This is a genomic window from Pseudomonas sp. GV047, from assembly GCF_003058245.1.
GTDB lineage: Bacteria > Pseudomonadota > Gammaproteobacteria > Pseudomonadales > Pseudomonadaceae > Aquipseudomonas > Aquipseudomonas marginalis.
Map to the genome: position 1 here is coordinate 224,700 of NZ_QCWA01000001.1, position 13,485 is coordinate 238,184.

The 13,485-nt window shown below is 63.0% G+C and carries 11 protein-coding genes; 9 read left to right on the forward strand and 2 right to left on the reverse strand.

The window, feature by feature from the left end; all coding sequences use genetic code 11:
• Positions 1 to 71: 71 nt before the first annotated feature.
• The 7 genes from C8K58_RS01110 to C8K58_RS01140 all read left to right on the forward strand — a co-directional run bounded on the left by C8K58_RS01110 (position 72) and on the right by C8K58_RS01140 (position 7,031).
• The gene (locus C8K58_RS01110) at positions 72 to 1,091 is read left to right on the forward strand and encodes a LacI family DNA-binding transcriptional regulator (protein ID WP_108572749.1); all 1,020 of its coding nucleotides are present in this window, start codon (positions 72 to 74) and stop codon (positions 1,089 to 1,091) included.
• Positions 1,075 to 2,079, forward strand: a complete 1,005-nt coding sequence (locus C8K58_RS01115) for an ABC transporter substrate-binding protein (RefSeq protein WP_092357376.1) — start codon at positions 1,075 to 1,077, stop codon at positions 2,077 to 2,079. Before C8K58_RS01110 ends, C8K58_RS01115 begins: the two co-directional genes overlap by 17 nt.
• Complete coding sequence (locus tag C8K58_RS01120; RefSeq protein ID WP_108572751.1) at positions 2,080 to 2,898, forward strand: iron ABC transporter permease; 819 nt, start codon at positions 2,080 to 2,082, stop codon at positions 2,896 to 2,898.
• Positions 2,895 to 3,689, forward strand: a complete 795-nt coding sequence (locus C8K58_RS01125) for an ABC transporter permease (RefSeq protein WP_108572754.1) — start codon at positions 2,895 to 2,897, stop codon at positions 3,687 to 3,689. Before C8K58_RS01120 ends, C8K58_RS01125 begins: the two co-directional genes overlap by 4 nt.
• The gene (locus C8K58_RS01130) at positions 3,686 to 4,717 is read left to right on the forward strand and encodes an ABC transporter ATP-binding protein (protein ID WP_108572756.1); all 1,032 of its coding nucleotides are present in this window, start codon (positions 3,686 to 3,688) and stop codon (positions 4,715 to 4,717) included. The genes C8K58_RS01125 and C8K58_RS01130 overlap by 4 nt, the downstream gene beginning before the upstream one ends.
• Before the next feature lie 10 nt (positions 4,718 to 4,727).
• The gene (locus tag C8K58_RS01135; RefSeq protein WP_108573305.1) at positions 4,728 to 5,561 is read left to right on the forward strand and encodes a phosphodiesterase; all 834 of its coding nucleotides are present in this window, start codon (positions 4,728 to 4,730) and stop codon (positions 5,559 to 5,561) included.
• A gap of 150 nt (positions 5,562 to 5,711) precedes the next feature.
• Positions 5,712 to 7,031 (forward strand): OprD family porin, encoded by a 1,320-nt coding sequence (locus tag C8K58_RS01140; protein WP_108573307.1) that lies wholly within the window; start codon positions 5,712 to 5,714, stop codon positions 7,029 to 7,031.
• 132 nt (positions 7,032 to 7,163) lie between these two features.
• Here C8K58_RS01140 and C8K58_RS01145 read toward each other — a convergent pair whose 3' ends face one another.
• The gene (locus C8K58_RS01145) at positions 7,164 to 8,807 is read right to left on the reverse strand and encodes a sensor domain-containing diguanylate cyclase (protein ID WP_108572758.1); all 1,644 of its coding nucleotides are present in this window, start codon (positions 8,805 to 8,807) and stop codon (positions 7,164 to 7,166) included.
• 193 nt (positions 8,808 to 9,000) lie between these two features.
• On the opposite strand from C8K58_RS01145, the gene metE reads away from it, so the two are divergent.
• Entirely contained in the window at positions 9,001 to 11,289 is a 2,289-nt protein-coding gene (gene metE / locus C8K58_RS01150) for a 5-methyltetrahydropteroyltriglutamate--homocysteine S-methyltransferase (protein ID WP_108572760.1), read from the forward strand.
• Between the two features lie 301 nt (positions 11,290 to 11,590).
• Here metE and C8K58_RS01155 read toward each other — a convergent pair whose 3' ends face one another.
• Complete coding sequence (locus C8K58_RS01155; RefSeq protein ID WP_027607233.1) at positions 11,591 to 12,745, reverse strand: DUF1624 domain-containing protein; 1,155 nt, start codon at positions 12,743 to 12,745, stop codon at positions 11,591 to 11,593.
• Between the two features lie 120 nt (positions 12,746 to 12,865).
• On the opposite strand from C8K58_RS01155, the gene C8K58_RS01160 reads away from it, so the two are divergent.
• Positions 12,866 to 13,402, forward strand: a complete 537-nt coding sequence (locus tag C8K58_RS01160; RefSeq protein ID WP_108572762.1) for a DUF924 family protein — start codon at positions 12,866 to 12,868, stop codon at positions 13,400 to 13,402.
• Positions 13,403 to 13,485 lie beyond the last annotated feature (83 nt).

The window sequence follows — 13,485 nt, forward strand, 5'->3', positions numbered from 1 at the left end:
TGCCCACCACCTTCCTGCCACATTCCGCCGTTACTGTCCTCGCCAATGAGATCGATCTCAAGCGAGTGACCATGACTGATTTGAAAGACGTCGCGCGATTGGCCGGCGTATCCCGCGCGACCGCCGCCCGCACTTTTGCCTCCCCCGACCAGGTGCGCCCGGCGACCCGTGAGCAGGTGTTCGCCGCCGCCCGTGAGTTGGGCTTTCGGCCCAACCTGCTCGGCCGCCAATTGCGCCTGCAAACCACCCAGTTGATCGGCGTGGTGGTGCCCAACCTGCTCAACCCGGTATTCGCCGAACAGTTCCAGGCCATGGAGCGTGCCGCACGCTTGCGTGGCTACAGCCTGGTGCTGGCGACCACCGACTACAGCAGCGAACGCGAGTGCATCGTAGTGGAAGAACTGCTGCGCCAGCGCGTCGATGGCCTGGTGCTGACGGTCACCGATGCCGAAAGCAACAGCGTGCTCAGCAGCCTGAATACCGAACGGACGCCGTTCGTGCTGGCCTATCACCAACCGAGCAATCCCAACTACAGCGCCGTGTCGGTGGACAACCGCGCCGGCATGGCCTTGGCCACGCGCTACCTGCTGGAGGCCGGTCATCGACGCATCAGCATGGTCGCCGGCCCCGCCTTGCAGTCCGACCGCGCACGCCTGCGCTATGCCGGTTACTGCGACGCGATGAAGGCATACGGTCTCAAAAGCCGCGCGGTGATCGAAATGCCCGCCCATACCCAGGCCGAATTCGCTGCCATCCAGCCGTACCTCAACGGCCCCGACGCCCCCAGCGCTCTGGTGTGTTCCAACGATTTCCTCGCGATCAGCCTGATCGCCGAGCTGCGCCGCAACGCCTGGAATGTGCCCGGGCAACTGTCGGTGATGGGCTTTGACGGCATCGCCCTCGGCACCCAGATGCACCCGACCCTGTGCAGCGTGGTGCAGCCCATCGCGCTGCTGGCCAGCACGGTGATTGACCAACTGCTGGCGCAGATCGCCGGTAACGACCCGGTTTCCCATTGCCTGCCTTGCCATATCCGGCCGGGCGAAAGTACCCAACCCTTTGAGGAGTCCCTTGATGCGCGCATTCAGTAAAACCCTGGCCGCCGTGCTGCTGTGCGGTGTGGCCAGCCTGGCCCAGGCCGCCGAAACGGCTATTTGCTACAACTGCCCGCCGGACTGGGCCGACTGGGGCACCCAGCTCAAGGCCATCGCTGCCGACACGGGGGTGCAGGTGCCGCTGGACAACAAGAACTCCGGCCAGTCCCTGGCGCAACTGGTGGCCGAAAAGGCCGCGCCCGTCGCCGACGTGGTCTACTACGGCGTGACCTTCGGCTTGCAGGCGCAAAAGGCCGGCGTGGTCGAGGGTTACAAGCCCAAGGGCTGGGAACAGATCCCCGCCGGGTTGAAAGACCCCGCCGGCCAGTGGTTTGCGATCCACTCCGGCACCCTGGGCATCATGGTCAACGTCGATGCATTGGGCGGCCTGCCGGTGCCGCAAAGCTGGGCCGACCTGCTCAAGCCGCAATACAAAGGCATGGTCGGCTACCTGGACCCGTCCAGCGCCTTCGTCGGCTACGTCTCTGCCGTGGCGATCAACCGCGCAATGGGCGGCGACCTGGACAACTTCGCCCCGGCCATCGGTTACTTCCAGAAACTGGCAAAAAACGCCCCCATCGTGCCCAAGCAGACCGCCTATGCGCGGGTGCTGTCCGGCGAGTTGCCGATCCTGGTGGACTACGATTTCAACGCCTACCGCGCCCGCTACAAAGACAACGCCAACGTCGCCTTCGTGATCCCCAAGGAAGGCAGCATCAGCGTGCCTTATGTGATGAGCCTGGTGGCCAACGCGCCGCACCGCGCCAATGGCGAGAAGGTGCTGGACTTCGTGCTGTCGGACCAAGGCCAGGCACTCTGGGCCAAGGCTTACTTGCGCCCGGTACGTCCGGTGACCATGCCGGCCGACGTCGCCGCGCAGTTCCTGCCCGACAGCGATTACGCCCGCGCCGGTGTGGTGGACTATCAGAAAATGGCCGCTGTGCAGGAAGCCTTCGCCGCCCGTTACCTGAACGAGGTCAAGTAAGTGGCCGCATCGGCAAAACAAGCGGCCTGGGCGCTGGCCCCGGCCTTTGCGGTGCTGTTCGCGTTCTGGCTGTTGCCGCTGGCGCACTTGATGCTGCTCGGCGCCGACAGCCGCGACAGCCACGGCAGCGGCTATTGGCAGGTGCTCAGCAGCGCGCAGTACCTGGGCAGCCTGGCGCAGACCTGCGTGCTGGCGATCGTGGCGACGTTCACCGCGTTGTTGATCGGTGGCATCAGTGGGGTGTTCCTCGCGCGCCAGCAGTTTTTCGGGCGCTCGGCGTTGGTGGCGTTGCTCACGTTTCCCCTGGCGTTTCCCGGGGTGGTGGTGGGCTTCCTGGTGATCCTGCTGGCTGGGCGCCAGGGGCTGCTGGCGTCCCTGGGCCTGCAATTGGCCGGTGAGCGCTGGATCTTTGCCTACTCCCTGGCCGGGCTGTTTGTCGGCTACCTGTACTTCTCGATTCCGCGGGTGATCCTCACGGTGATGGCCGCGTGCGAAAGCCTCGACCGCAGCCTGGAAGAAGCCGCGCACTCGCTGGGAGCAGGGCACTGGCGGGTGGTCTGCGACGTGATCGTGCCGGGCCTGGCGCCGGCGTTGGCGTCCTGCGGCGCGATCTGCTTCGCCACGTCCATGGGCGCCTTCGGCACTGCGTTCACCTTGGGCACGCGCCTGAATGTGACCCCGGTGGCGATCTACAACGTGTTCACCAACTACGCCAACTTTGTCGTCGCCGCCGCGTTGTCGGTGGTGCTCGGCGCGGTGACCTGGGCGGTGCTGTTGCTCACGCGACGCCTGGTGAAAAATGCGGGGACGGTCTTGTGAAACGCTCATCGCTGTTTGTGATGCAACTGCTGTTCACCTTGCTGGTGTGCGCGTTCATGTTGGTGCCGGTGCTGATGTCGTTGCTGGCCGGGTTGACGCGCAATTTCTTCGTCGGCCTGTCCAGCGGCCTGACCTTCGACTGGTTGATCCAGGTGTGGCAGGCCTATTCGCCCACCGTATGGCTGTCCTTGCAATTGGCCCTGGCGTGCGCGGTGTGTGTCTGCGTGATCGGCGTGCCGGCGGCGTATGCGCTGGTGCGCATGAACAACCGCTTCAGCCGTGCCTTCGAAGAGCTGATGGTGCTGCCCGTGGCGATGCCGGGGCTGGCCAGTGCGCTGGCGTTGCTGCTCACCTATGGCCAGTTCGGCACGTTTCGCAGCAGCTGGTTGTTCATCCTGGTCGGCCATGTGTTGTTCACCTTGCCGTTCCTGGTACGTCCGGTGATGGCGGTGATGCAACGCCAGCAACTGCCAGTGCTGGAAGAGGCGGCGGCCAGCCTGGGCGCCGGGCCGGTCAAGCGCTTTTTCAGCGTGGTGGTGCCCAACTGCCGGGCGGGGATTCTGGCCGGCGTGCTGATGGTGGTGACCTTGTCGTTGGGCGAATTCAACCTGACCTGGATGCTCCACACGCCGATGACCAAGACGTTGCCCGTGGGCCTGGCCGACAGCTACGCCTCGGCGCGCCTGGAAATCGCCAGCGCCTACACCCTTATCTTTTTGCTGATGATCGTGCCGCTGCTGATTGCGTTGCAGGTCATCAGCGCTCGTTTGTCCCGTGGAGAGCGTCGATGACTGCTATCACTATCCGCCTGCAAGGCTGTCGCAAGGCATTCGCCGACGGCACCGTGGCTGTGCATGATCTGAACCTGACCGTTGAAGGCGGTGAAACCCTGGCGATCCTCGGCCCGTCCGGCTGCGGCAAGACCACCACCTTGCGCCTGATTGCCGGCCTGGAACGCCCGGATGTGGGCCAGGTTTTTTTCGGCAGCGACGACGTCACCCGCCTGCCCATCGAGCGCCGCGACGTGGGCATGGTGTTCCAGAACTACGCGCTGTTTCCCAACCTCGATGTGGCCGGCAATATCGTCTACGGCTTGAAGATTCGCGGCATGGCAGCTCTGGAGCGCAACAAGCGCTGCGAGGAACTGCTGGAACTGGTGGGCCTGCAACAGCATGGCAAGCGCAGCATCCACGAATTGTCCGGTGGCCAACGTCAACGGGTGGCCCTGGCCCGTGCCCTGGCGCCGCGCCCTAAAGTGCTGTTGCTGGATGAACCGCTGGCGGCCCTGGATGCGCAATTGCGCGAGCGCTTGCGCAGCGAGCTGAATGAGCTGCTGCGCGGCCTCGCTATCACCTCGGTATTTGTCACCCACGACCAGGGCGAAGCCATGGCCCTGGGCGATCGTATCCTGGTGATGGAGCACGGCCGCGTCGCGCAACTGGCCAGCCCACGGGAGATCTACCAGAAACCGGCGAATGCGTTCGTCGCCGGTTTTGTCGGCAACCTCAATGCCTTTGCCGTCACCTCGCGAACAGCCCATGGCCTGGAAGTCTGCGGCGGCGAGTTGCCGTGGCAGGCCGCCGACGTGCCCAGCACGGTGTACTGCCGCCCCGAACACCTGCGGGTGATGGAGAGCGAAGGGCACTTGCACGGCCATCTAGTGGCGCAGTTTTTCCAGGGTGCCCAAAGCCGCCTGCTGGTGGACGTGGGCGGCCCGCAACCGTTGCTGGTGGACAGCAGCGACAACCACCTGTACGCCGTCGGCGCGCCGATTGCCCTGGCGATTGCGCCGCACATGTTGTTCACCCTGAATGCGTGAGAGTTTGCTTGTGAATCGTCCGTTTCTTGTTGCGCAAATCAGCGACCTGCACCTTAAAGCCGGCCAGCGCCTGACGTATGGGGTGGTGGATACCCTGGGCGCGCTGCGCCGTGCCGTCGACCATTTGAACGCCAGCCACCCACGGCCCGATATTGTGGTGATCAGCGGTGACCTGGTGGACTTCGGCCGCGCCGATGAATACGCCGTGCTGCACCCCGAACTCGCGCGCCTGCACATGCCGTGCTACCTGGTGCCCGGCAACCACGACACACGCGGGCCGTTGCTCGAGGCATTCCGTGATCACGCCTACTTGCCTTTGTCGGCAGAGGGGCCGTTGGACTGGATGGTGGACGAGCATCCGCTGCGTTTGATCGGCCTGGACTCGACTATCCCGGGTGGGCACGGCGGCCAGCTGCTGGACAGCCAATTGCACTGGTTGGACGCGCAACTGGCACGACGCCCGGACGCGCCGACGTTGCTGATCCTGCACCATCCGCCGTTTATCAGCGGCATCGGCCATATGGACCGCGAACCCTTTATCAACGCTGCGGCGCTGGAAGCGGTTGTGTCTCGCCACTCGCAAGTGGAACGCCTGCTGTGCGGGCACCTGCACCGACCGATGCAACGACGCTTTGGCGGCAGCCTGAGTTGTGTGTGCCCCGGTACTTCCCATCAGATTGTGCTGGACCTGCAGGACGCCGCGCCCGCGCATTTCAACCTGGAACCGGCGGGGTATCTGTTGCATCGCTGGGATGCGCAACAGGGCCTGATCAGCCACAACGGCGTGTTCGGGGATTACCCGGGGCCGTACCCGTTTTATGACGCTCATGGATTGATTGACTGAGGTTTACGGAGGTTTCACTTCACTCAACTCGCTAACAACTAAGCAACTGAATAACCGTTAACGCCCCGGCCAACGTCACGTTTGGCCGACGGCATCCTGCTGCCCATTTTTTGCGCCCGGAACCTGGATTCCGCGCCGGAGTTCGTCCTGATGAAAGCCACGTTGAATGTATTAAGTGTATTGACCGGCGGCCTGGGCATTGCCCTGAGCCCCTTGGCGTCCGCTGACTTTTTGAGCGACAGCAAAGCCAACTTGAGCATGCGTAACTTTTACTTCAATAACGACAACCGCGACGGCACGGCGGCACCGTCGAAGACCGAAGAGTGGGGCCAGGCCTTTATCCTCAACTACCAGTCGGGCTTTACCGACGGCACCGTCGGCTTTGGCCTGGACGCCATCGGCATGCTCGGCGTGACCCTCGACAGCAGCGCCGCGCGCCATGTCGGCAGCTCGATGATCCCCACCGAAGACGGCAAGGCCACGGATAACTGGGCCCGTGGCGGCGCCACCGCCAAGGCGCGGTTTGCCAAGACCGAAGCGCGCTACGGCTACCTGCGCCCGAACCTGCCGATCCTGGTGAGCAACGACGGCCGCCTGTTGCCGCAGTCGTTCGAAGGCGGGCAGGTCACCAGCAAGGACATCGACAACCTGACCCTGGTCGGCGGCCAGCTTGAGCACACCACCGGTCGCGGTTCCAGCGACCGCAGTGGCCTGGCAGCGGCGGGCGCTACCCAGGAAAGCAATAAATTTACCTACGCCGGTGCAGACTACCAGCTGACCAAGGACCTGATGGTCCAGTACTACTACGCCAACCTCGAAGACTATTACCAACAACACTTCGCCGGGTTGATCCACGTATTGCCGTTGGGCGAATACGGCTCATTGAAAACCGACCTGCGCTACTTCAAGACCAGCTCCGACGGTAAAAACAGCAGCGCCGCCGGCCGTGCCGAAGGCTATAAGCTGGGCGGCTATACCAAGAACGGTAACGGTGAAATCGACAACAACACCTGGAGCGCCGCGTTCATCTACTCCCTGGGCCCGCACGCGATCACTGCCGGTTACCAGCAAGTCTCGGACGACAGCAACTTCGCCCAACTCAACCAGGGCGGCCTGGTGAACAAAGGCGAGGGCGGTGCCAGCCTGTACCTCTACACCGACCGTACCGTACAGACCTTCATCCAGGCCGGCGAACGCACCGCCTTTGCCCAGTACGCCTACGACTTCGCATCGCTGGGTGTGCCCGGGCTGAAGGCCTCGGTCATGTACCTCAAGGGCGAGCACATCCTCACCACCAGCGGCAACGACGCCAGCGAGTGGGAGCGCGACATCTCGTTGGATTACGTGGTGCAGAGCGGCACATTCAAGAACGTCGGGTTCGGCTGGCGTAACGGCGTGTCACGCAGTGAAGTAGCGCGGGACCAGGACCAGAATCGGGTGTTTGTGAGTTATTCGATTCCGTTGATGTAGTACCGCTGAGCCCCTCACCTCTGTAGGAGCGAGCTTGCTCGCGAAAAACGTCAACGATAACGCGCCTTTCCAGAATGCCAGCGGTGTCCTTGTGTTCTTCGCGAGCAAGCTCGCTCCTACAGGGGGGCTTGCTCACGCCACCCGGTTCCTGCCCGCGCCCTTGGCCTCATACAAGCGCATGTCCGCGCGCTTGAGCAATGCCAGGGAGTCGCGGTCAGAAGGCTCTGCCACGCCCACGCCGATACTCACCGTGACCTGGCTCACGGTCGGGAACTTCGCGGCCGCCACGGCCGCGCGGATTTTTTCGGCGACCACGTCGGGGCTGTCCGGCTCTTCGACTTCCGGCAGCAGCACGGCGAATTCTTCCCCTCCATAACGCGCGACGAAGTCGGTGGCGCGCGTGGTGTTTTCTATCAGTGCCGCGAGTTGGCACAGCACATCATCGCCAACGGCGTGGCCGTAGGTGTCGTTGACGCGCTTGAAGTAGTCGGCATCGATCAGCAGCAGGGCAAAGGTGCGGCCGGTACGCTGGAACAACAGGCTGTTTTCGGCGAGTTTTTCGTCGAAGCGGCGCCGGTTGAACACGCCGGTGAGGGCGTCGTGGGTGGCCAGCTTGAGCAGGTCGGCGTTGGCCTGGGTGAGGTCGGCGGTGCGTTGCGCCACGGTAGCTTCCAGGGAGGCGTTGGTTTCTTGCAGTTCGCGTTCCTTGGCGAGCAGCGAGTGCGTCATGCCGGTGAGCGATTGCCCCAGTTGGGCGATCTCCAGCACCGGGTGTTCCTGGGGGAACACCGCGCCGGGCTGATGGTCCTGCACCTGTTTGGCGGACTTGGCCAGGCGCTCGATGGGACGGCTGAGTGATGAGGCGAGGTAATACGCAGCCACGATAAAGATGATCGCTGCGAGCAGGCCGAGCACCATTAATTTGTACAGCAGGCTGCGCGCCGGTTGCAGGGCCACGTCCAACGGCTGGCGCACCATGATGTACCAGCTCACCCGCGCGTTGGACGGGCTGGGGACGGCGACCGAGGCGGTGACGTAGCCGTTGTCGGTGAACCAGCCGGTTGGCGTGACCAGCTTGTCTTTAGGCATCTGCTCACCGGCGAGGGCTTCGGGGTAAAGCACCTTGCCATCGAAGTCGACAATCAAGGCCTCGATATCGGGGAGGGCGTCTTTTTGCGTCACGGCGGACGCGACGATCTGCGTCACCCAGCGCCAGTGGGCATGGGCGCCCAGCACGCCAATCGTCTCGCCGCTGGCATTGCGAATCGGCGCGGCAAAGTCGATAAAGCGCAGCGGCTCGCCATTCGCCGCACCCGGCAGCAGTTTGGCCAGCAACACCGCCTCGTGGGGATCGCCGGTGTACTCGCCGCGCAGGCCAGCCTGGAACCAGGGGCGTTGCTGCACCGATTGGTTGACCAGCAGCCCGTTGACCGCCTGGCGCACACGCCCCTCGGCGTCGGCAACTCCCATCCACGCGTACTCGGCGCGCGATTGGGTGCGCAGTTCCATCAAGGCCAGGATATCCGGCGCATCCAGGTCACCACGGCGAAACAGCGGGGCCTTGCTGAGCAAGGACACTTCCAACTGCCGTTCGCGCAATTGCACAGCCAACAGTGCCGCCGTCGAGCGCGCAGTGCTCAACAGCGTGTTGCCACTGGCCTGTTTCATCTGCTCGGTAGCGATGTGCCCCACGTAAAAACCCACACTCAATAAGATGAGCAGCGACAACCCGGCAAACCACAGGGTCAGGTGACTACGCAGGCTGGCTTTGATCATGAGTGCTCATTTGAATGTTTGTTCGGGGCCATGGTATGCGTAATAGAGGGGACGAGACCAGCAATGGGTTGATCTATTCACTGCCGGCAACATGAGCAGATCTTGTGATCATCTGGAATAGAATGAGTTTGTCTCACTATGCTCCTGTGCCGACAATGGCTGCCATTGAATACCTACAGTGGAGTTGTAAGTCATGGCAGTCGCTCATTCCCTCGGATTTCCGCGCATTGGACGCGATCGTGAACTGAAAAAAGCGCAGGAAGCGTTCTGGAAGGGCGAGCTCGACGAAGCCGGCCTGCGGGCCGTCGGCCGTGAACTGCGCAAGGCCCACTGGGAGTTGCAAAAACAGGCCGGTATCGAGCTGCTGCCCGCCGGTGATTTCGCCTGGTACGACCAGGTGCTGACCCACTCGCTGATGTTCGGTGTGATCCCCGAGCGTTTTCGCCCGGCCGATGGCCAGGCCACCCTCGACACCCTGTTCGGCATGGCCCGTGGCGTCAGCGACAGCTGCTGCTGCGGTGCCCATGCCCAGGAAATGACCAAGTGGTTCGATACCAACTACCACTACCTGGTGCCTGAATTCAGCGCCGACCAGCAGTTCCACCTGGGGTGGGAGCAGTTGTTCGAAGAGGTGCAGGAAGCCCGCGACCTGGGGCACACCGTCAAGCCGGTGGTGATCGGCCCGCTGACCTACCTGTGGCTGGGCAAGGCCAAAGGCGGTGACTTCGACAAGCTCGACCTGCTTGAGCGCCTGCTGCCGTTGTACGGCCAGATCTTCCAGCGCCTGGCTGACCTGGGTGTGGAATGGGTGCAGATCGACGAGCCGATCCTGGTCCTCGACCTGCCGCAGGAATGGAAGAACGCGTTCGAGCGTGCCTACAACCTGATCCAGCGCGACCCGCTGAAAAAGCTGGTGGCGACCTACTTCGGCGGCCTGGAAGAGAACCTTGGCCTGGCCGCGAACCTGCCGGTGGATGGCCTGCACATCGACCTGGTGCGCGCGCCGGAGCAGTATCCGACCATCCTCGACCGCCTGCCGGCTTATAAAGTGCTGTCCCTGGGCGTGGTCAACGGCCGTAACGTCTGGCGTTGCGACCTGGAAAACGCCCTGGCCACCTTGCAGCACGCCCATGAAAAACTCGGTGATCGCCTGTGGGTGGCGCCATCCTGCTCGCTGCTGCACAGCCCGGTGGACCTGGGCCGTGAAGACCAGTTGGATGCGGAGCTGAAAAGCTGGCTGGCGTTCGCTGTGCAGAAGTGCGCCGAAGTGGCGGTGCTGGCGCAAGCCGTCAACCAGCCTGAAGCGCCCAACGTCCTAGCTGCCCTGGCCGAAAGCCGCGCCGTGCAGGCTGCCCGCGCTGCCTCGCCGCGTATCCACAAGCCTGCGGTACAGGCGCGTGTGGCGGCGATTACCCGCCAGGACAGCCAGCGCCAGTCGCCGTTTACCCAGCGCATCGAGAAACAACGTGCGGGCCTTAACCTGCCGCTGTTCCCGACCACCACCATCGGTTCGTTCCCGCAGACCGCGTCGATCCGCCTGGCGCGCCAGTCGTACAAGGCTGGAAAGTTGAGCGAAGCCGAATACGTCGAAGCCATGCACAGCGAGATTCGTCACGCCGTCGAGGTGCAGGAAAACCTCGGCCTGGACGTGCTGGTGCACGGTGAAGCCGAGCGTAACGACATGGTCGAGTACTTCGCCGAGCAACTGGATGGCTATGTATTTACCCGCTTCGGCTGGGTGCAGAGCTACGGTTCGCGTTGCGTGAAACCGGCGGTGATCTTCGGCGACCTGAGCCGCCCGAAGGCGATGACGGTGGAGTGGATCCGCTATGCCCAGGGCCTGACCGGCAAGGTGATGAAGGGCATGCTGACCGGCCCTGTGACCATGCTGATGTGGTCGTTCCCGCGCGAAGACGTGAGCCGCGAAGTGCAGGCCCGCCAACTGGCCCTGGCGATTCGCGACGAAGTGGTCGACCTGGAAGCCGCCGGCATCCAGATCGTGCAGATTGACGAAGCCGCGTTCCGCGAAGGCTTGCCGTTGCGCCAGGCGCACTGGCAGCACTACCTGGACTGGGCCACCGAAGTGTTCCGCCTGTGCGCCTCGGGCGTGCGGGATGAAACCCAGATCCATACGCACATGTGCTACAGCGAGTTCAACGATGTGATCGAGTCCATCGCGGCCATGGATGCCGACGTGATCACCATCGAGACCTCACGCTCTGACATGGAACTGCTGGACGCGTTCGAAGCTTTCGCGTACCCCAATGACATTGGCCCAGGCGTCTACGATATCCACTCTCCACGGGTACCGGATGCCTCGGAAATGGCCAACCTTCTGCGCAAGGCTGCAAAGCGGATTCCTGCCCAGCGCCTGTGGGTGAACCCGGATTGCGGGTTGAAGACGCGGGGGTGGCCGGAGACGGAGGCGGCGTTGATTCATATGGTCACCGCAGCTCGCCAGCTACGGGCTGAGTTGGCTTGATATCGTAAAAAATGTGGGAGGGGGCTTGCCCCCGATAGCCATGGGTATCTACACAACTGTTCAGCCTCTGACAAATCTCCCTGTGGTGAGCGGGCTTGTCCCGCGTTGGGCTGCGCAGCAGCCCCAGTAAAGCAGAATGCGGTGTATCAGAAACTCCATAGCGGCTGTTTTGGGGCCGCTACGCGGCCCAACGCGGGACAAGCCCGCTCGCCACAGGGGAACTCGCCAGTCTCTGAAAATTGTGTAGATACCTATGCCACGATGAGTATGGGCGAGCTCCCACATTTGGATCCGTGTCAGGTCAGAGGTATTTGAGCCAGGCCAGGTCGCGGCGGCGGGCCTTGAGCCCGGCGAACCAGCGCACCGGCGGGTAGAGCGCCAGGGGTAATACCAGCGCCATCAGCCACACCGCACCGATACTCTCGAAGCCAAAGTAGTTGCCCTGGTTCAGGCCAAGCAGCGCCACACAGGCGACATACAGCACTTTCAGCACATACAGGTGCAGCAGGTAAAAGAACATCGGTACGGACCCAAACACCGCCAACACGCCGATCCAGCGTCGATGCCCCGCGCGTTCAAACGCCAGCAACAGCAACAACCCAATTCCCAGCGTCAATGCCAGGAACAACAGCGAAGGCGGGTACTTGGTGACGTTGAAAAAACTCATCAGCGTCTGTACGCCGCTGTCATACGCCTGCCAGGGCTTTTCGCCATAGCCATTGAGCGCACGCAACAGCACAAACCCCGCCAATGCACTCACACCGCCGAGCAGCAAAAACCGCTGGCGCACGGCAGGCAGCGTGGCATTGGCAAACCACGGGCCCAGGCCGTAACCGAGGGCAATCACGCCGATCCACGGCAGCACCGGGTAAGTCGTGCGCAGGCGCAGGGTGTCAGACACGTCAATCCAACTGCGTTCATGCAGGATCGTCCACGGAATATGCAGCGCCGAGCCTGGATCGAAATGCAGCCCATCCAGCAGGTTGTGCCCGCCGATGATCACCAGCGCCAGCACGATCAACAGCGGGCGCGGCAACCACACCAGGGCGGCGAGGGCGAGCATGCTGATGCCAATCGCCCAGATCACCTGCAGATAGATCACGCTGGGCGGCAACTGGAAGGTCCAGGCGAAGTTGACCAGGGTGAACTCCAGCACCACCAGGAACAACCCGCGCTTGAACAGGAACGCCGACACATCGCGGCGGCCCTGGTATTTCTGGCCGTATAAAAACGCGGATAACCCCGTGAGCAACACAAACACCGGCGCGCACAGGTGGGCGAGGGTGCGGCTGATAAACAACGCGGGCTCGGTGCTGTCGATACTCATCGGGTCGCTGACCTGGCGATGCAGCAGGAAGGTCTCGCGTACGTGGTCGAGCAGCATGAACAGGATCACCAGGCCGCGCAGGGCGTCGATGGAGAGCAGGCGTTGGCGCAGGGGAACGGCATCGGTCATGGGCGGGATCACAGGGCAGGGCGGAAAATTGGCGTTATCCTATAACATTAATCGACGCGTTGCCCTCCATTGATCTCGCTTCTGATACCTTCAGTGAACTCACACCCGGAGACCCTGAGCATGAGCACCCCTCAAACCGTCATCGACTTCTGGCAGCACGCCGGCCCCAAGCGCTGGTTCGCCAAGGACGATGGGTTCGACGCCACCTTCCGCGATACCTTCCACGCCACCCACCTGCAAGCCGCCCGGCGTGAGCTGGAAAGCTGGCTGGATTCGGCCGAAGGCGCCTTGGCCTTGCTGATCCTGCTCGACCAATACCCACGCAACGCCTTTCGCGGCACCGCGCACATGTTCGCCACCGACCCGCTCGCGCGCCTGTATGCCCAGCGCATGGTGGACGCCGGGCTCGACCAGCAGGTTGAGCCGGCATTGCGCGCGTTCTGTTATTTGCCGTTCGAACACTCGGAAGACCCAAAAGACCAGCAACGCTCCCTGACCCTCAACCAGCAGCTGGATGCCAACACTTACCGCTGGGCCAAGGAGCACGCGCAGATCATCGAGCGCTTCGGGCGCTTTCCCCATCGCAATGCGGTGCTGGCCAGGGTCACCACGGATGAAGAGCGCGCCTTTCTGGACAAGGGCGGGTTTGCCGGTTAACCCGCTATTCCGCCCGGGAATGCCCCCATAAAAACCGCGCATTGTCTTTCTTGGCGCGCATCTCGTAGCGTAGGGCTTCACCC

What these genes read in the sequence shown, in the direction of transcription:
- C8K58_RS01130 (WP_108572756.1), top strand. Translation starts at nt 3,686, where the DNA reads ATGACTGCTATCACTATCCGCCTGCAAGGCTGTCGCAAGGCATTCGCC.
- metE (WP_108572760.1), top strand. Translation starts at nt 9,001, where the DNA reads ATGGCAGTCGCTCATTCCCTCGGATTTCCGCGCATTGGACGCGATCGT.
- C8K58_RS01115 (WP_092357376.1), top strand. Translation starts at nt 1,075, where the DNA reads ATGCGCGCATTCAGTAAAACCCTGGCCGCCGTGCTGCTGTGCGGTGTG.
- C8K58_RS01110 (WP_108572749.1), top strand. Translation starts at nt 72, where the DNA reads ATGACTGATTTGAAAGACGTCGCGCGATTGGCCGGCGTATCCCGCGCG.
- C8K58_RS01145 (WP_108572758.1), bottom strand. Translation starts at nt 8,807, where the DNA reads ATGATCAAAGCCAGCCTGCGTAGTCACCTGACCCTGTGGTTTGCCGGG.
- C8K58_RS01160 (WP_108572762.1), top strand. Translation starts at nt 12,866, where the DNA reads ATGAGCACCCCTCAAACCGTCATCGACTTCTGGCAGCACGCCGGCCCC.
- C8K58_RS01155 (WP_027607233.1), bottom strand. Translation starts at nt 12,745, where the DNA reads ATGACCGATGCCGTTCCCCTGCGCCAACGCCTGCTCTCCATCGACGCC.
- C8K58_RS01140 (WP_108573307.1), top strand. Translation starts at nt 5,712, where the DNA reads ATGAAAGCCACGTTGAATGTATTAAGTGTATTGACCGGCGGCCTGGGC.